General features: G+C 70.5%; 18 protein-coding genes. 9 read left to right on the top strand and 9 right to left on the bottom strand.

The genetic code is table 11. The annotated features are described in order from the left end of the window. Positions 1–60: 60 nt before the first annotated feature. A complete protein-coding gene (gene serB / locus ACWF79_RS33950) occupies positions 61–1,275 on the bottom strand; it encodes a phosphoserine phosphatase SerB (protein WP_453732027.1) in 1,215 nt (404 codons plus the stop codon). 198 nt (positions 1,276–1,473) lie between these two features. On the opposite strand from serB, the gene ACWF79_RS33955 reads away from it, so the two are divergent. Further along, on the top strand, positions 1,474–4,056 hold the full coding sequence (locus ACWF79_RS33955; RefSeq protein ID WP_453732028.1) for an FHA domain-containing protein: 2,583 nt from the start codon (positions 1,474–1,476) through the stop codon (positions 4,054–4,056). 79 nt (positions 4,057–4,135) lie between these two features. Here the strand turns inward: ACWF79_RS33955 and ACWF79_RS33960 are convergent, their stop codons facing one another. From ACWF79_RS33960 to ACWF79_RS33970, 3 genes are all read right to left on the bottom strand, one after another. Beyond that, positions 4,136–4,879: a transglycosylase SLT domain-containing protein gene (locus ACWF79_RS33960; RefSeq protein ID WP_453732029.1), complete on the bottom strand. Its 744-nt coding sequence runs from the start codon at positions 4,877–4,879 to the stop codon at positions 4,136–4,138. Between the two features lie 303 nt (positions 4,880–5,182). Next, on the bottom strand, positions 5,183–6,256 hold the full coding sequence (locus ACWF79_RS33965) for an S-adenosylmethionine:tRNA ribosyltransferase-isomerase (RefSeq protein ID WP_453732030.1): 1,074 nt from the start codon (positions 6,254–6,256) through the stop codon (positions 5,183–5,185). Beyond that, positions 6,253–6,981 carry an SDR family NAD(P)-dependent oxidoreductase gene (locus ACWF79_RS33970; RefSeq protein ID WP_453732044.1) on the bottom strand — a complete coding sequence of 243 codons (729 nt, stop codon included), beginning with the start codon at positions 6,979–6,981 and terminating at the stop codon, positions 6,253–6,255. Before ACWF79_RS33970 ends, ACWF79_RS33965 begins: the two co-directional genes overlap by 4 nt. Positions 6,982–7,156: 175 nt before the next feature. Here ACWF79_RS33970 and ACWF79_RS33975 point away from each other — a divergent pair, with 175 nt between their 5' ends. The 3 genes from ACWF79_RS33975 (at position 7,157) to ACWF79_RS33985 (ending at position 9,329) form a co-directional block, all read left to right on the top strand. Continuing rightward, a complete protein-coding gene (locus ACWF79_RS33975) occupies positions 7,157–8,302 on the top strand; it encodes a GAF domain-containing sensor histidine kinase (protein WP_453732031.1) in 1,146 nt (381 codons plus the stop codon). Beyond that, entirely contained in the window at positions 8,295–8,939 is a 645-nt protein-coding gene (locus tag ACWF79_RS33980) for a response regulator (protein WP_453732032.1), read from the top strand. The genes ACWF79_RS33975 and ACWF79_RS33980 overlap by 8 nt, the downstream gene beginning before the upstream one ends. A 147-nt stretch (positions 8,940–9,086) precedes the next feature. Further along, positions 9,087–9,329, top strand: a complete 243-nt coding sequence (locus ACWF79_RS33985; RefSeq protein ID WP_453732033.1) for a chaplin — start codon at positions 9,087–9,089, stop codon at positions 9,327–9,329. Positions 9,330–9,472: 143 nt separating this feature from the next. Here ACWF79_RS33985 and ACWF79_RS33990 read toward each other — a convergent pair whose 3' ends face one another. Further along, positions 9,473–10,258, bottom strand: a complete 786-nt coding sequence (locus tag ACWF79_RS33990; protein WP_453732034.1) for a hypothetical protein — start codon at positions 10,256–10,258, stop codon at positions 9,473–9,475. A gap of 164 nt (positions 10,259–10,422) precedes the next feature. Here ACWF79_RS33990 and ACWF79_RS33995 point away from each other — a divergent pair, with 164 nt between their 5' ends. From ACWF79_RS33995 to ACWF79_RS34010, 4 genes are all read left to right on the top strand, one after another. Further along, positions 10,423–11,214 carry an ABC transporter ATP-binding protein gene (locus ACWF79_RS33995; protein ID WP_453732035.1) on the top strand — a complete coding sequence of 264 codons (792 nt, stop codon included), beginning with the start codon at positions 10,423–10,425 and terminating at the stop codon, positions 11,212–11,214. Positions 11,215–11,283: 69 nt separating this feature from the next. Then, positions 11,284–11,712, top strand: coding sequence for an NfeD family protein (locus tag ACWF79_RS34000; protein ID WP_453732036.1), 429 nt, complete (start codon positions 11,284–11,286; stop codon positions 11,710–11,712). Positions 11,713–11,839: 127 nt separating this feature from the next. Next, positions 11,840–12,769, top strand: coding sequence for an SPFH domain-containing protein (locus tag ACWF79_RS34005; protein WP_453732037.1), 930 nt, complete (start codon positions 11,840–11,842; stop codon positions 12,767–12,769). Positions 12,770–12,859: 90 nt separating this feature from the next. Continuing rightward, entirely contained in the window at positions 12,860–13,633 is a 774-nt protein-coding gene (locus ACWF79_RS34010) for a sulfite exporter TauE/SafE family protein (protein WP_453732038.1), read from the top strand. A gap of 78 nt (positions 13,634–13,711) precedes the next feature. Here the strand turns inward: ACWF79_RS34010 and ACWF79_RS34015 are convergent, their stop codons facing one another. From ACWF79_RS34015 to ACWF79_RS34025, 3 genes are all read right to left on the bottom strand, one after another. Continuing rightward, positions 13,712–14,218 carry an HNH endonuclease gene (locus ACWF79_RS34015; protein WP_453732039.1) on the bottom strand — a complete coding sequence of 169 codons (507 nt, stop codon included), beginning with the start codon at positions 14,216–14,218 and terminating at the stop codon, positions 13,712–13,714. Positions 14,219–14,389: 171 nt separating this feature from the next. Beyond that, positions 14,390–14,923, bottom strand: coding sequence for a YbhB/YbcL family Raf kinase inhibitor-like protein (locus ACWF79_RS34020; RefSeq protein ID WP_453732040.1), 534 nt, complete (start codon positions 14,921–14,923; stop codon positions 14,390–14,392). 41 nt (positions 14,924–14,964) lie between these two features. Beyond that, complete coding sequence (locus tag ACWF79_RS34025; RefSeq protein WP_453732041.1) at positions 14,965–15,747, bottom strand: sporulation protein; 783 nt, start codon at positions 15,745–15,747, stop codon at positions 14,965–14,967. An 85-nt stretch (positions 15,748–15,832) separates the two neighbouring features. Here ACWF79_RS34025 and ACWF79_RS34030 point away from each other — a divergent pair, with 85 nt between their 5' ends. Then, positions 15,833–16,474 (top strand): DNA-3-methyladenine glycosylase, encoded by a 642-nt coding sequence (locus tag ACWF79_RS34030; RefSeq protein WP_453732042.1) that lies wholly within the window; start codon positions 15,833–15,835, stop codon positions 16,472–16,474. A 156-nt stretch (positions 16,475–16,630) separates the two neighbouring features. Here ACWF79_RS34030 and ACWF79_RS34035 read toward each other — a convergent pair. Beyond that, on the bottom strand, positions 16,631–16,872 hold a 242-nt coding region (locus ACWF79_RS34035; RefSeq protein WP_453732043.1), incomplete at its 5' end, for a hypothetical protein.

The following is a 16,872-nucleotide window of genomic DNA, read 5'->3' on the forward strand; positions in this document are numbered from 1 at the left end:
GTCACCGAGAGGTGACCGGGCCTTCCGCCCCGTCTCGGGCCCCGTCCGCGGGAGCGGCACTCAGTGCAGCAGGTCCTCGTCGCCGTCGGCCGCCTCGACCTCTTCCCGGGTGATCCCCAGGAGGTACAGGACGGTGTCGAGGAACGGGACGTTCACCGCGGTGTGCGCGGCCTGCCGCACCACCGGCTTGGCGTTGAAGGCCACCCCGAGCCCGGCCGTGTTCAGCATGTCCAGGTCGTTCGCGCCGTCGCCGATCGCCACGGTCTGGGAGAGCGGTACGCCCGCCTCCGCCGCGAACCGGCGCAGCAGCCGCGCCTTGCCCTCCCGGTCCACGATCTCACCGGTGACCCGGCCGGTCAGCTTCCCGTCCACGACCTCCAGGGTGTTGGCCGAGGCGAAGTCGAGTCCGAGGCGTTCCTTGAGATCGTCCGTGACCTGCGTGAAGCCGCCCGACACCACACCGACCTGGTAGCCGAGCCGCTTGAGCGTACGGATCAGGGTGCGGGCGCCGGGCGTCATCCGCACCTCGGCCCGGACCTTGTCCACCACCGAGGCGTCGAGCCCGGCCAGCAGCTCCACCCGCGCGTGCAGCGACTGCTCGAAGTCCAGCTCGCCGCGCATCGCCGCCGCCGTGACCTCCGCCACCTGCTCCTCGCAGCCCGCGTGCGCCGCGAAGAGCTCGATCACCTCGTCCTGGATGAGGGTGGAGTCCACGTCCATGACGACAAGCCGCTGGGCGCGGCGGTGGAGTCCGGCCGAGACGACGGCCACGTCGACCCCGCTGTCGTGCGCCTGGGTGGCCAGCGCCGTCCGCAGCGGCTCGGTCTCACAGCCCGAGACGGCGAACTCGACCGCCGTCACCGGGTACTTCGCCAGCCGGAAGATACGGTCGATGTTGCCGCCGGTCTCGGCGATCCTGGCCGTTATGGCAGCGGTCTGCTCGGCGGTCAGCGGGTGCCCGAGCACGGTGACGTGCGAGCGGCCGACGCCGCGCGGACGGTTGTCACCCGTGCCGGAGATGATCTCGGCCTGGAGCTTCAGCGACTCCGCCCAGCTGTGGACGGTCGCCCGGAGCTCTCCCTGGGAGGCGACGGTCGGCTCGGTGACGAGCGCGCACAGGACGAGTCGGCCGCGGGAGACGACCTGCTCGATGTCCACGACGTCGACGGAGTAGGCGGCGAGGGTGTCGAAGAGTCCGGCGGTGATCCCGGGACGGTCCTTCCCGAAGATCTTGACGAGAAGAGTGGGAACGTCTGAGGTCTGCGATGCGCTCATGGTGCTTCCACCGTATCGGGCACCCGGTGCCACCGGTCACCCCGTCCCGCGTGGCGGACAGGAGTACAGGACAGCGGTACCCCTCTGCGGGGTCTTCACACCGCCCGACTTTCGAAGTACGGGCCCGGCCTGAAATAGTTCCCCCCGATGTTCGCCATCCCTAGGCCCCTTCGACGGGGGTACATCGGGGGACAAATAGTGGGGCATGGAGTGCCAGAACTCGTACTGGAATTGAACGGAAGGACCTGGACGCTCGATCCGTCCAGGTCGTACACCCTGGGACGTGATCCGCAGGGCGACCTGGTGATCGACGACGCCAGGGTCTCGTGGCGACACGCCACCATCAGCTGGGGCGGCCGGAGTTGGGTCATCGAGGACCACGGCTCGACCAACGGCACCTTCGTGCAGGGGCAGCAGATCCACCAGATGGAGATCGGCCCCGGCTCCGCGGTGCACCTCGGCAACGCCACCGACGGCCCGCGGCTGAATCTCGCCGCTGCCGCCGGTGCGCAGCAACAGGCGGTCGCGCAGCAGCCGGCCCACGCCGCTCCGCACGCCCAGCAGTCGGCCGCCGCGCCGGCCGGCTGGGCCCCGCACCAGGCCCCGCCGCAGCACCAGGCGCCCCAGCACCAGGCGCCGCAGCAGCAGGGCTGGCAGCAGCACCCCCCGCAGGCCCAGCCCCCGCACCAGCAGGGCGGCCCGGTCGAGCAGTTGGCCCAGAAGGTCCCCGCCCAGGGTGGCGGCGCCGCGGGGGCGCCTCCGGTCTACGGCGACCGCAGCCCCACCACGTTCCACCAGCTCGCCCTCGGCCATGTCATGCGCATCGGCCGTGCGCTGGAGAACGAGCTGGTCGTCTCCGACCTGCAGGTCTCGCGCCACCACGCCGAGTTCCACGCGACGCCCGACGGCCGCTTCGAGATCCGCGACCTCGGCTCGCACAACGGCACGTACGTCAACGGTCAGCCGATCGCCAAGGGCGGCTCCGTCCTCATCGGCCCCAACGACATCGTCGGTGTCGGCCACTCGACCTTCCGGATGGTCGGCGGCCAGCTCGAGGAGTTCGTCGACACCGGTGAGGTCTCCTTCTCGGCCCGCCACCTGACCGTCACGGTCGACGGCGGCAAGCAGATCCTCAAGGACGTCACCTTCGGCGTCCCGGAGAAGTCGCTGATCGGCGTCATCGGCCCGTCCGGTTCCGGCAAGTCGACCCTGCTCAAGGCGCTCACCGGCTACCGCCCGGCCAACGAGGGCGACGTCCTCTACGACAACCGGAGCCTCTACAAGCAGTTCGCCGAGCTGCGCCAGCGCATCGGTCTGGTCCCGCAGGACGACATCCTGCACAAGGAGCTGACCGTCCAGAAGGCGCTGCGCTACGCGGCCAAGCTCCGCTTCCCCGGCGACACCGCCGAGGCCGAGCGCGAGGCCCGCATCGACGAGGTGCTGCGCGAGCTCAAGCTCGACATCCACAAGGAGAAGAAGGTCACCTCCCTCTCCGGTGGCCAGCGCAAGCGCGTCTCCGTCGCCCTGGAGCTCCTCACCAAGCCGTCGCTGATCTTCCTGGACGAGCCGACCTCCGGCCTCGACCCGGGCATGGACCGTGACGTCATGCAGCTGCTCCGCGGCCTCGCCGACGACGGCCGTACGGTCCTCGTCGTCACCCACTCGGTCGCCGAGCTGGGCCTCTGCGACAAGCTGCTCGTGATGGCGCCCGGCGGTTCGGTGGCCTACTTCGGCCCGCCGGAGGAAGCGCTGAACTTCTTCGGCTACAGCACCTGGGCCGACGTCTTCTCCGCCTTCGAGAACTACCGCGACTACGACTGGGCGGGCCGCTGGAAGGGCTCGCAGCACTACCAGATGTACGCGGCGGACATCGACGCCGTCGCCGCCCAGCCCGTGCAGGTACCGCAGCAGGCGATGGCCAGGCCGCCCAAGCCCCAGGGCTGGGGCTCGCAGCTGTGGACCCTGATCCGCCGCTACTCCTCGGTGATCGCCTCCGACAAGGGCTTCATGGGCCTGATGGTGATCCTGCCGGCCGTCCTCGGCGCGGTCTCGGTCGTCATCCCCGCCGACTTCGGCCTGGGCAAGCCCACCCCGCCCTCCCGCTTCAACGGGGACGCGGGAACGATCATGCTGATCCTCGCGGTCGGCATGTGCTTCAGCGGCGCCGCCAACTCCGTACGAGAGCTGATCAAGGAACGGGTCATCTACGAACGGGAGCGGGCGACCGGCCTCTCCCGCTCGGCGTACCTGATGTCCAAGGTCATCGTCCTCGGCCTGATCACCGCCATCCAGGGCGTGATCATCTGCGGGATCGGCTTCGCCACCCGCGAGCTGCCGGAGGAGGGCCTGGTCATGCCGCCGGCCGTCGAGCTGTGCGTCACGATCATCGCCCTCGGCTTCACCTCGATGATGTTCGGCCTCGTCATCTCCTCGCTGGTCAAGACCGCCGAGAAGACCATGCCGCTGCTCGTGATGTTCGCGATCGTCCAGGTCGTCTTCACCGGCATCCTCTTCCAGGTGTACGGATCTCCCGGCCTGGAGCAGTTCGCCTGGCTGATGCCCTCGCGCTGGGCCATCGCCGCGGCGGGCTCGACGCTGGACCTGGCGCACCTGATGCCGCCGTGGGACCACAAGGACCCGACCAACCTGGACCCGCTGTGGGACCACACGGTCGGTCAGTGGGGCTTCAACCTCACCGTCCTGGTGCTCATCGGCGTCGTCTGCGCGTTCGCCGTGGCGCGCCTGCTGCGCCGCCACGAGCCCGAGGTCATGCGCAAGTGACGCCGTGACCGTGTGATCACGCACGCCGAAGGGCGGCACCCCGCACGGGGTGCCGCCCTTCGCTGCTGTCCTGGAAGGATCAGTACGCGCTGTTGACGTTGTCGATCGAGCCGTAACGGTCGGCCGCGTAGTTGGCGGCGGCGACGATGTTGGCGACCGGGTCGTACTGGTCGAACTTGGTGCCCGGGACGTGGTAGGCCTTGAACGTCGGGTAGATGACCTGCAGCAGGCCCTTCGACGGCACGCCGTTGATGGCGTTGATGTCCCAGTTGTTGATGGCCCGCGGGTTACCGCTGGACTCACGCATGATGTTCTTGTGCAGGCCGTTGTACGAGCCCGGGATGTTGTGCTTGTCCATGATGAACAGCGCCTCGCGGATCCAGCCGTCGAGGTTGTTCGCGAAGACCGGCGTGCGGGCGGCAGCGCGGCTCGCGGCCGCCTTCGCCTCGGCGCGCTTCTTCGCGTCGGCCTTGGCCTTGGCCTCGGCCTTCGCCTTCGCGTCGGCCTTGGCCTTCGCGTCGGCCTTCGCCTTGGCCGCGGCGGCGGCCTTGGCCTTCGCCTCGGCGTCGGCCTTGGCCTTCAGGCCGATCGCATTCTGCTGCTCGGTCAGGCTGGTGTGCAGCGCCTTGACCTGCGGGCTGTTCGCGTCGTAGGCGAGAGCGACCTGCTGGGTGTTGTTGAGCGCCTGGGGCTCGGTCTCAGCGGCGGCGTTGCCGGGGACCAGAGTGACACCGAGGGCGACGGCGCCAAGGGCGGCGACACCGGCAAGGGAAGCCTTGTGCGTCTTCTTCAGGCGATAGTGGCCAGGAGTGTTCGCGGACATGCAGGACTACCTCTTCGAATAGCAGGGGGTCGCTCAGGCCGGGGGCGGCGCTGCGCCTGCTCGGCGGCGACGGATGCAATTCTTAGCGGCAGCAAAATCCTGTGGCAAAGGTGTGACGTACGATCCCGGGTAGTGGATCAGGGGCCTGCGTGCAGCCCACCGAAACCCGCCCGGGACCCGCTCATACAGTCCTTATCTGCCCATGACGACACCACTAGGGGTCTTCGTAAGTGACCTGCGTCCTATGCGCGGGCTCACATCGGGCACGTAACGAACTCACCAGCGGTTGCATGAGCAATGCGCTCAGTGAGGGCCCTCCTCCGGGAGGAGGAGATGGACGTCGCCGAACTCGTGCCAGAGGTAGAGCCCGCGTACCGCCTCGGTATAGGCGCGGTGCAGAGCCGGCCGTCCGGCGATCGCCTCCAGCATCAGCAGATGCGAGGCCTGGGGCTCGTGCAGCCCCGTCAGCAGCCCGTCCACCACGCGCACCCCACGCCCCGGCGTCACCACCAGGTCCGTCCATCCCGCCGCCGCCCGCACCACGCCCCCCTCGTCCGCCGCCGACTCCAGCGCCCGGACGGCCGTCGTCCCCACCGCGATCGCCCGGCCCCCACCCGCCCGCGCCGCGTTCACCAGCCGGGCCGTGGCCGCCGGAACCTCGAACCGCTCCGGATACGGCGGCTCGTGCGCCTCCGCCGACGCCACCCCCGTATGCAGGGTCAGCGGGGCGAACTGCACCCCTCGGCTCACCAGCTCCGTCACGAGCCGGGCCGTGAAGGGCCGCCCGGCACTCGGCATCTCCGCCGACCCCGCGCCGTCGGGGGAGGGCAGCGCGAAGACCGTCTGGTACACAGACAGCGGCTGGTCCCGCTCCGTGTACCCGTACCGGATCGGCCGCCCGTACCGCGCCAGCAGAGCCGGTACGGCCGTGTCCACCCGTGCCCACCACAGCCGCGCCGCCCCCGGGGCCAGGGGTTCCGTCAGGACGAGAGCGCTCCCTCCGGGCAGCCGGACCACCGCCCCCGGGGGACCGCCCGGCCGCGGCCGGGTACTGCCCCGCCCGTCCGGCGTCCTCAGCTCGACCGCCCAGCGGCCGTCCTCCCCGCGCGTCGAGACGTGCACGACGACGGGCTCCCCGCCGCCCTCCGCGCCCAGCCGCCCGGTCACCGCGGCCGGGAGCGTCGGGCTGGTGTTCACGACCAGGACGTCCCCCGCCCTCAGCTGCCCCGGCAGCTCCCGGAACGCGTGGTGCGACACCTCCTCGCCGCGCGACACCATCAGCCGTACGTCGTCCCGCCCCCGCCCAGGGCCGCGCTGCTCGGCCGGCACCCGAGCCGACAGCTCCGTGGGCACCCGGAGGGCATCCAGCACGCTCACCGGCCGCCCTCCGCCCCGACGGACCCCTCCCGGCCGGGCCCCACCAGGTCCGCCGCCGTGTACCGGCCGCTCACGGGCCTGCCGTCGAGGAGCGCGAGGAACCCCGGCACCACCGACTCCGGGGCCGGCCGGGGATCCCCGTCGTCGGGGACGGCCGCCGCGTACAGATCCGTCGCCATGTCACCCGGATCCACCGCCCACACCCGCAGCCCCGGCTCCTCCACGGCCAGCACCGCCGCCAGCTGGTCGAGCGCGGCCTTCGACGCCCCGTAACCGCCCCACGTCTCGTACGCCTCGGCCGCCGCGTCCGAACTCACCGCGACCACCGTCCCCGCCCCGCTCTGCCGCAACAGCGGCAACGCCTCCTGTACGAGACCCAGCGCGGCCACCACGTTGGTCTCCAGGGCCGCCCGCAGGCCGTCCGGCGACAGCGCCTCGAGCCGCACCAGCGGCTCGGCCCCCAGCGCGCTCGCGTTGCTCACCAGCAGATCGAGCCCGCCCAGCTCCCGTGCGGCCGCCACCAGCTCCCGGCGGTGCGCCGCGTCCGTCACGTCCCCGGACAGCGCCACGACCCGCGCCCCACGCGCGCGTGCCGCCTCCGCACTCTCCTGGAGCACCTTCGCCGTCCGCGCGTCGAGCACCAGATCCCAGCCCCGCTCGGCCAGCGCCCCGGCCATCGCACGCCCCAGCCCCTTCGACGCCCCCGTGATGATCGCGACACCCATGGCAGCCATCCCCTCTCTCCTGATCGGACGGCTCCAGCCTCCGGCCGCCCGCAGGCCCGCCGCCTCGTCCGCGGGCCCGGACCGCACAAGGCACTTCGGCCTAGTCCGGTGGTCCTAGGCGATCGCCGTCCCCGGACGGATACGGACTGTCACAGCCCGCCGGTACGGTGAGTGCATGAGTCACCGACCGAGCTCCGGCCTCGCCGCCGTGAGCACAGCGCTGCTGGCGATGAGCCGCCATCTGGAGGTGCGCGACGTCCTCAAGACGATCGTGGCCTCCGCCCGCGAGCTGCTCGACGCCGAGTACGCGGCGCTGGGAGTGCCGGACGACCACGGCGGCTTCGCGCAGTTCGTCGTGGACGGCGTCAGCGACGAGCAGTGGCGCGCGATCGGCCCGCTGCCCCGCCAGCACGGCATCCTCGCCGCCATGCTCCACAAGGCCGAGACCGAGCGCCTCGCCGACGTCCGCAAGGACCCCCGCTTCGAAGGCTGGCCGTCCGCCCACCCGGAGATGTCCGACTTCCTCGGCCTCCCCATCCAGGACGGCGAGGAGACCATGGGCGCCCTCTTCCTCGCCAACAAGCGCTGCCCCAAGCCGGACGGCGGATGCGGCTTCACGGAGGAGGACGAGGAACTGCTCTCGATCCTCGCCCAGCACGCCGCGATCGCCCTCACCAACGCCCGGCTCTACGAACGGAGCCGCGAGCTCACCATCGCCGAGGAGCGCTCGCGCCTCGCCCACGAGCTGCACGACGCGGTCAGCCAGAAGCTCTTCTCCCTCCGGCTCACCGCCCAGGCCGCCGCCGCCCTCGTCGACCGCGACCCCGCCCGCGCCAAGGGCGAGCTCCAGCAGGTCGCCGCGCTCGCCGCCGAGGCCGCGGACGAGCTGCGCGCCGCCGTCGTCGAGCTGCGCCCCGCCGCCCTGGACGAGGACGGCCTCGTCCACACCCTCCGTACGCAGATCCAGGTCCTGGACCGGGCCCACACCGCCCGGGTCACGTTCGCGAGCTCCGGGGTGCGCGCCCTGCCCGCCGCCCAGGAGGAGGCCATGCTCCGGGTCGCCCAGGAAGCCCTGCACAACGCGCTGCGGCACGCGGAGCCGGAGCGGGTCACCGTCTCCCTGGCCCGCCACGGCCAGGGCGCGGTGCTCACCGTCACCGACGACGGCAAGGGATTCGACCCCCGTACGGTCCGCCGGGCGGGCCGGCACCTCGGCCTGGTCTCCATGCGGGACCGCGCGGGCGGCGTCGGCGGCACCCTCACCGTGACGTCGGAGCCGGGCCGAGGCACCACGATCGAGATGGAGGTTCCCGGTGGCTGACACCGTCATCCGCGTCCTGCTGGTGGACGACCACCAGGTGGTCCGGCGCGGCATGCGGACCTTTCTGGAGGTCCAGGACGACATAGAGGTCGTGGGGGAGGCCTCCGACGGCGCGGAGGGCGTCGCCCAGGCCGAGGAGCTACGGCCCGACGTGGTCCTGATGGACGTCAAGATGCCGGGCATGGACGGCATCGAGGCGCTGCGGAAGCTGCGCGAGCTGGCGAACCCGGCCAAGGTGCTGATCGTCACCAGCTTCACCGAGCAGCGCACGGTCGTCCCCGCGCTGCGCGCCGGCGCCTCGGGTTACGTCTACAAGGACGTGGACCCGGACGCCCTGGCCGGCGCCATCCGCTCCGTCCACGCGGGCCATGTGCTGCTCCAGCCGGAGGTCGCGACGGCGCTGCTCTCCCAGGACGAGGGCCACGGCGGGACGGGACGCGGGACGACGCTCACGGAGCGGGAGCAGGAGGTGCTCGGCCTGATCGCGGACGGACGGTCGAACCGGGAGATCGCCCGGGCGCTCGTCCTCTCGGAGAAGACGGTCAAGACGCACGTCTCGAACATCCTGATGAAGCTGGACCTCGCGGACCGTACGCAGGCGGCGCTGTGGGCGGTGCGGCACGGCCTGACGCGATGAGACGTGTGTGACGCAAGGGGCACCCCCGTTCCCATCGTCATACTGTCGGGTGTATGTCCCCCGTTCGGCGCAACCCGGGGGGCGCGGGGGCGTTCTCCATGGCGTGCTGCGGCGGCCGGCCGCAGCGAAGACCAGGAGGATCCTGAAGTGAACAACCTGAAGAAGGCCGCTGCCCTCACCCTCGTCGCGGGCGGCATCGTCGCCGCCGGTGCGGGTGTCGCCTCCGCCCACGGCGCGGAGGCGAACGGCAAGGCCGTCGGTTCGCCGGGCGTCGGCTCCGGCAACCTCGTGCAGGTCCCGGTGCACGTTCCCGTGAACGTCTCCGGCAACACGGTCAACGTGATCGGCCTGCTCAACCCGGCCTTCGCCAACGGCGCCGTCAACCACTGACGCCCCACCGACCAGCCCGGCCCCGGACGATCCCCCGGCGGCCGGGCTGCTCCACGTCCACGCCCCGACCACCACACACGCCCGGCGTCCCCGCCGCGGGCCCACCGCCCACGGCAGGCTCACCGCGTCCGGCCACCCGAGGCTCACCGCCCCCGTTCGCGCTCCTCCACGTACGCGTTGTACGCCGCCACCTGCGCCCGCCGGGCCACCCGCTCCACCGGGCGCAACGCCGCCCCCCGCGCCGCCATCTCCGAGGCGCTCACGGCGCCCCCGTGGCCATGGTCGTACGCCAGGTCGATCAGCAGGCCGATCCGCTGGGCCAGCTCCAGGACCCGTACCGCACGAGGCGGATACCCAGGAGCCAGCACCTCGCGGCCCGCCTCCGCCCGGGCCCGGTACGCGTCCCGCGCCGCCTCCGCCATCGGGCCCGAGGCCGCCACGTCCAGCTTCGTCAGTACCGCCGTGGCATCGCGCAACGCCTCCGCCAGCTCCCGCTCCGCCTCACCGAGCGACGGCACGTCCGCCGGCGGCGCCTCCCGTACCGTCAGGCACCGCCAGACCACCTCCACGTGCACGTCCCCCGCGGGACCCACCTCCGTGACCTCCGGCACCAGACCGTACGGCGCACCGAAGCCGACCACGGCCTCCTCCGCCTCCAAGGCCCGCGCGTTGAAGTCCGGCGGCCCGCTCAGCCCCAGCGGATGTCCCGGCGCCGGCAGCGCCACCCGCCACCCGGTCACCCCGAGCCGCCGCAGCCGCCCGAGCGCCAGGGTCAGGCCGACCGGCCCCGCCTCGCCAGGCAGCCCCTCCACGCGGTGCACCGCGTCGTCCCCGACAATGGCCAGCGCCGCGTCGTCCGGCGACACCGATCCGGCCAACAGGGCATTGCCCCAAGCGGCCAGCCGTCCTGAGCGTGGTTCCGAAAGCATGCCCCAAGCGTAGGGGCGTCCCGTGGACCACCCGCGCCGTTACAGGGAAGTATCCGGACCTAAGGACCGGCCCGCTCAGACAGTGGCGTAGGTTTTCCCTGGACGCCGCGCCCACCGGCGCAAGGCGACGACACGACTCGACCGCAAGGGGAGACAACGCGCTCATGAGCGAAGTACTGGAGCTGGTGGACGTATCCGTGGTCCGCGACGGACGGGCTCTGGTGGACGATGTCTCCTGGTCGGTCAAGGAGGGCGAGCGCTGGGTCATCCTCGGCCCCAACGGCGCCGGCAAGACCACCCTCCTCAACATCGCCTCCAGCTACCTCTTCCCCACCACCGGCTCGGCCAAGATCCTCGACGAGCAGCTCGGCAAGGTCGACGTCTTCGACCTCCGCCCGCGCATCGGCATGGCCGGCATCGCCATGGCGGAGAAGCTCCCCAAGCGCCAGACCGTCCTCCAGACCGTCCTCACCGCCGCGTACGGCATGACCGCCACCTGGCACGAGGACTACGACGCCGTCGACGAGCAGCGCGCCCGCGCCTTCCTCGACCGCCTCGGCATGACCGAGTACCTGGACCGCAAGTTCGGCACGCTCTCCGAGGGCGAGCGCAAGCGCACCCTGATCGCCCGCGCGATGATGACCGACCCCGAGCTCCTCCTCCTCGACGAGCCCGCCGCCGGCCTCGACCTCGGCGGCCGCGAGGACCTCGTCCGTCGCCTCGGCCGGCTCGCCCGCGACCCGTACGCGCCCTCCATGATCATGGTCACGCACCATGTCGAGGAGATCGCCCCCGGCTTCACCCACGTCCTGATGATCCGTCAGGGCAAGGTGCTCGCCGCCGGTCCGATGGAGACCGAGCTCACCTCCCGCAACCTCTCCCTCTGCTTCGGCCTCCCGCTCCTCGTCGAGCGCAACGGCGACCGCTACACGGCCCAGGGCCTCCCGCTGAAGTAACGGCCGGGCGCCGAGACCGCACAGCTCCGCGCCCTGTCCGACTCCACCCCACCGCCCTACCATGACCATGTGGACATCGACGCATGGGTCTGGTGGCTGATCGGCGCCGTGGGACTGGGCATTCCGCTCGTCCTCACCGCGATGCCCGAGTTCGGCATGTTCTCCGTCGGCGCGATCGCCGGAGCCGTCACCGCGGCTCTCGGCTTCGGCATCGTCGCGCAGGTGGTCGTCTTCGTGGTCGTCTCCGTCGCGCTGCTCGCGGTGGTTCGGCCCATCGCGGCCAAGCACCGCAGCGGGCCACCCCAACACGCCTCCGGGATCGACGCGCTGAAGGGCCGTCAGGCCGTCGTCCTGGAACGGGTCGACGGCAGCGGCGGTCGCATCAAGCTCGCCGGCGAGATCTGGTCCGCCCGCACGCTCGACACCGGGCAGAGCTTCGAACCGGGCGACCAGGTCGACGTGGTCGACATCGACGGAGCGACCGCCGTCGTCATGTGACCAATCTTGCCGCTTGGCCGAACGCCCCCCACAACAGCCCGCGTTCTGGGAAACTCGATCATCGGATCAACCCGGCACATCAGGCACACCCGCCAGCGAACCGGCAGCGAAGGGCACAGGGAACACGATGTCAGCCATCATCATCGTCCTGATCATTCTGGTGGTGCTTGTCTTCATCGCCCTGATCAAGACGATCCAGGTCATCCCGCAGGCGAGCGCCGCGATCGTCGAGCGGTTCGGCCGCTACACCCGCACGCTCAACGCCGGCCTGAACATCGTCGTCCCGTTCATCGACTCGATCCGCAACCGGATCGACCTCCGCGAACAGGTCGTCCCCTTCCCGCCCCAGCCGGTGATCACCCAGGACAACCTGGTCGTCAACATCGACACCGTCATCTACTACCAGGTGACCGACGCCCGGGCCGCGACGTACGAGGTCGCCAGCTACATCCAGGCCATCGAGCAGCTCACCGTCACCACCCTGCGCAACATCATCGGCGGCATGGACCTGGAGCGGACCCTCACCTCCCGCGAGGAGATCAACGCCGCCCTGCGCGGAGTCCTCGACGAGGCCACCGGCAAGTGGGGCATCCGCGTCAACCGCGTCGAGCTGAAGGCCATCGAGCCGCCGACCTCCATCCAGGACTCGATGGAGAAGCAGATGCGTGCCGACCGCGACAAGCGCGCCGCGATCCTCACCGCCGAGGGCATCCGTCAATCGCAGATCCTCACCGCCGAGGGCGAGAAGCAGTCCGCGATCCTGCGCGCCGAAGGTGAGGCCAAGGCCGCCGCCCTGCGCGCCGAGGGCGAGGCCCAGGCCGTCCGTACGGTCTTCGAGGCCATCCACGCCGGAGACCCGGACCAGAAGCTCCTCTCCTACCAGTACCTCCAGATGCTCCCGAAGATCGCCGAAGGCGACGCCAACAAGCTCTGGATCGTGCCCAGCGAGATCGGCGACGCCCTCAAGGGCCTCTCCGGCGCCTTCGGCAACCTCGGCGGCGGAGCGCCCGGCTTCAACACGGGTACGGAGCGCCGGGAACAGCCCCCGGTTGACTGACACGTACACGTAGTCATGCATGATCGGTGCGAGCCCCTCGACCCCGACGGACGTCAGGGCGGGGAGGCGAGCCACTGATCCTGTGAGGAGATGGCGTTGTCCATCTGGGAAGTACTGGCAGTCTTCGCGGCCGGCATCGGCGCCGGCACCATCAACACGATCGTGGGATCGGGAACGCTCATCACGTTCCCCGTCCTCCTCCTGACCGGACTCCCCCCGGTCACCGCCACCGTCTCCAACGCCCTCGGCCTCATCCCCGGCTCCATCAGCGGAGCCATCGGCTACCGCGAGGAACTCAAGGGCCAGCGCCGCCGCATCCTGCGCCTCGGCACCGTCGCCGCGATCGGCGGACTCGGCGGAGCCGTACTCCTCCTGATGCTCCCGGCCCGGGCGTTCGAGACCATCGTCCCCGTCCTCGTCGCCCTCGCCCTGGTCCTGGTCGTCCTCCAGCCCCGGCTCTCCAAGGCCGTCCAGGCCCGCCGCGCACGCGACGGCAAGGAGGGAGACCCCGACGGCGGCCCGCTCCTGCTGACCGGACTGCTCCTCGCCAGCGTCTACGGCGGCTACTTCACCGCCGCCCAGGGGATCATCTACCTCGCCCTCATGGGCATGCTCCTCGCGGACACCCTCCAGCGCCTCAACGCCGTCAAGAACGTCCTCGCCGCGATCGTCAACAGCATCGCCGCGCTCTTCTTCCTCTTCGTCGCCGAGTTCGACTGGACCGCCGTCGTCCTCATCGCCGTCGGCTCGGCCATCGGCGGCCAGATCGGCGCCAAGGTCGGCCGCCGCCTCCCGCCCACGGTCCTGCGCGGCGTCATCGTCGCCATCGGCACGGTCGCCATCGTGCAGCTGCTGCTCCGCTGACGACAACGGGCCCGCTCCCACAGGGAGACGGGCCCGCACAGAACATCACGAACGTTCCGGACAAACCGACGTCCGGGATCAGGCTGCCGAACTGGCCAACCACTGCGGCAGCTCCGACCGCTCACCAGCCCGCATCGCCAGCAGCATCGCGTCCGCCGGAGTCGGCACGAACGGCTCGTGCAGCAGCGGCATCCCCGCCTGCTCCGGCGTCCGGTCCGCCTTGCGGTGGTTGTCCTCCGCGCAGGACGCCACCGTGTTCAGCCAGCTGTCCCCACCGCCCTGCGCCCGCGGCACCACGTGGTCCACGGTCGTCGCCCGCCGCCCGCAGTACGCGCACCGGTGCTGGTCCCGGACCAGCACACCCCGCCTCGACCACGGAGCCTGTCTTCGGAACGGCACCCGGACGTAGCGGCAGAGCCTGATGACCCGCGGCACGGGGATGTCGACGGCGGCACCACGCATACGCAGCTCGGGATGCTCCTGCTCGACGACGGCCTTGTCCTGGAGGACAAGCACCACCGCACGGTTGAGTGTGACCGTCGACAGCGGCTCGAAGCTCGCGTTCAGTACCAGCGTGTCCCGCATTGTGCCCACCTCCCGTGTGCCGGCCCAGCCCCGTTGCGGGGCTCCAGGCTTGGATCAACTGTGGCCGGGCGCGCCGGGTTGGACAACGCAATATCCGCGAAACGAAAGATGCCCGCTTCTGATCTCTCCAAGACCAGAAGCGGGCAAACAACAAGCGAACGCTCGGCTGAACTACGCGGGGACCTCGTACTCGCCCACCAGCTGGGCACGGGCCAGCGCGTGGAACCGCAGCTGGAATCCGATCACCGCCGGCGAGGCGTCGGCGTCCGGACCGAGCTTCTCCCGGTCCACGGCGTACACGGTGAAGACATACCGGTGCGGACCGTCGCCCGCCGGGGGAGCGGCACCACCGAAGTCCCGGGAGCCGTAGTCGTTACGGACGTGCACGGCACCGGCCGGCAGCCCCTCGAACGACCCCGAACCCGCACCCGTCGGCAGCTCGGTCACCGACGCCGGGATGTCGAACAGAACCCAGTGCCAGAACCCGCTGCCCGTCGGCGCGTCCGGATCGAAGCAGGTGACGGCGAAGCTCTTCGTCTCCGCCGGGAACCCCTCCCAGCGCAGCTGCGGCGAGGTGTTCCCCTCGCTGTACACCTGCGCGTCCTTCAACACACCGCCCGGCACGATGTCGTCGCTCACCACGGTGAACGCCGGCACCGGCGGATGGAAGTCGTGAGGGAGCGGCGCCCTCTTCCCCTCGGCCACGTCTGTACCTCCGTATGCCCGACTGCTGTACGGGGGTGAGCCTAGAGCCAGTTGCGCTTGCCACCGACGTCGGCGAGCCACTGGTTGAGGTAAGCCGCCCAGTCGGTCGTGTGGAAGTCGTTCAGCCCGACCTTGAAGGCACGGAACGAGTCGCTGCTCTCACTGAACAGCCCCGGCTTCTTGTCCATCTCCAGGACGACGTCCATCTCACGGTCGTCCGCGACGAAGCTGACCTCGACCTGGTTGAGACCGCGGTACTGCTGCGGCGGGAAGAACTCGATCTCCTGGTAGAACGGCAGCTTCTGCCGGGTACCGCGGATGTGGCCGCGCTCCATGTCCGCGCTCTTGAAGCGGAAGCCCAGCTGGATGAAGGCGTCCAGGATCGCCTGCTGCGCCGGCAGCGGGTGCACGTTGATGGGGTCCAGGTCGCCGGAGTCCACCGCACGGGCGATCTCCAGCTCGGTGGTCACCCCGATGTTCATCCCACGCAGCTGCTGACCTGCGATGGCGGTGACCGGGGTCTCCCAGGGGATCTCCAGACCGAACGGCACGACGTGCACCGCGCCGGCCTGTACGGTGAAGGCCCCACCGAGCCGCACCTTCACGAACTCGATGTCCTGCTTCGTCTCCTGGTCGGCGCCCTCGACCTCGACCCGCGCCTGCAGCCCGACGGACAGCCCCTCGATCTGCTGGTCGACCGAACCGCCCTGGATCCGCACCTCACCCTGGACGACGCCACCCGGGACGACGTTCTCCTCGGTGAGCACCGTCTCCACGGACGCGCCGCCGGCGCCCAGGCTCGCGAGCAGCTTCTTGAATCCCATGAACACTCCCTTGTGGAACTGCTTTGGCCTTGACCTCTACATACGCGCGACGCCCGGGGCCGGTTCCCCAGTACCCTCGGACGCCATGAGCGAGAGCCCCGACCGTACGCCGCTCCCGCGGGCCTTCTTCGACCGCCCCGTCCTGGAAGTGGCCCCCGACCTCCTCGGCCGCACCCTTGTCCGTACGTCGAAGACAGGACGCATCGAACTCCGTCTCACCGAGGTCGAGGCGTACGCGGGCGCGATCGACCCAGGCTCGCACGCCTTCCGCGGCCGCACCGCTCGTAACGCGGTCATGTTCGGCCCGCCCGGACACGCGTACGTCTACTTCACCTACGGCATGTGGCACTGCCTCAACCTGGTGTGCGGCCCGGAGGGCCACGCGAGCGGAGTTCTGCTCCGCGCGGGCCAGATCATGGTCGGCGCGGAGGAGGCCCGACCCCGTCGACTCTCGGCCCGATACGACTCAGAACTGGCCAAAGGCCCGGCCCGCCTCGCGACGGCCCTCGACGTCTCCCTCTCCCTGAACGGCACGGACGTCTGCGCCGACCCGGACGGCTCGCTGTCCGTCCTCACGGGCACCCCACCCCCGCCCGACCAGGTACGCAACGGCCCCCGCACGGGGGTGGGCGGGGAGGGCGCCCCGCACCCCTGGCGCTTCTGGATCGACGAGGACCCGACGGTGAGCCCGTACCGCGCGCACACCCCCCGCAAGAGGCGCTCTTGACCCGACTTGACTCGGGTGCACCGGACGCCTAACGTAGGCGAGCCGCTTGAAACGGGCAGTGCTTGTTCAAGCACCTCGGAGCGGCCATCCACTGCCTGCGACGAACCCCAACGGGTGCGGCTTTCGGCATGCCGAAAACTGTTCCGAATGGCTCGATTATGAGTCGCCGGGGAATTCGGCTAAAGTAGTGACCACGCCGAAAGGCAAGCCGAAAGGCAAAGGCAGCCAACAGGCCACCGGAAACAAATTCCGAACCGGAAACGGAACGGAAAAGGATCTGGTAAGGTTGGAAACACGAAAGACCGAAGGGAAAAAGCCCGGAGGAAAGCCCGAGAGGGTGAGTACGAAGGAAGCGTCCGTTCCTTGAGAACTCAACAGCGTGCCAAAAATCAACGCCA

The organism is Streptomyces sp. NPDC054975 (assembly GCF_053609105.1).

What these genes read in the sequence shown, in the direction of transcription:
- serB (WP_453732027.1), bottom strand. Translation starts at nt 1,275, where the DNA reads ATGAGCGCATCGCAGACCTCAGACGTTCCCACTCTTCTCGTCAAGATC.
- ACWF79_RS33960 (WP_453732029.1), bottom strand. Translation starts at nt 4,879, where the DNA reads ATGTCCGCGAACACTCCTGGCCACTATCGCCTGAAGAAGACGCACAAG.
- ACWF79_RS33970 (WP_453732044.1), bottom strand. Translation starts at nt 6,981, where the DNA reads ATGGGTGTCGCGATCATCACGGGGGCGTCGAAGGGGCTGGGGCGTGCG.
- ACWF79_RS33975 (WP_453732031.1), top strand. Translation starts at nt 7,157, where the DNA reads ATGAGTCACCGACCGAGCTCCGGCCTCGCCGCCGTGAGCACAGCGCTG.
- ACWF79_RS33990 (WP_453732034.1), bottom strand. Translation starts at nt 10,258, where the DNA reads ATGCTTTCGGAACCACGCTCAGGACGGCTGGCCGCTTGGGGCAATGCC.
- ACWF79_RS33995 (WP_453732035.1), top strand. Translation starts at nt 10,423, where the DNA reads ATGAGCGAAGTACTGGAGCTGGTGGACGTATCCGTGGTCCGCGACGGA.
- ACWF79_RS34005 (WP_453732037.1), top strand. Translation starts at nt 11,840, where the DNA reads ATGTCAGCCATCATCATCGTCCTGATCATTCTGGTGGTGCTTGTCTTC.
- ACWF79_RS34010 (WP_453732038.1), top strand. Translation starts at nt 12,860, where the DNA reads ATGGCGTTGTCCATCTGGGAAGTACTGGCAGTCTTCGCGGCCGGCATC.
- ACWF79_RS34015 (WP_453732039.1), bottom strand. Translation starts at nt 14,218, where the DNA reads ATGCGGGACACGCTGGTACTGAACGCGAGCTTCGAGCCGCTGTCGACG.
- ACWF79_RS34025 (WP_453732041.1), bottom strand. Translation starts at nt 15,747, where the DNA reads ATGGGATTCAAGAAGCTGCTCGCGAGCCTGGGCGCCGGCGGCGCGTCC.
- ACWF79_RS34030 (WP_453732042.1), top strand. Translation starts at nt 15,833, where the DNA reads ATGAGCGAGAGCCCCGACCGTACGCCGCTCCCGCGGGCCTTCTTCGAC.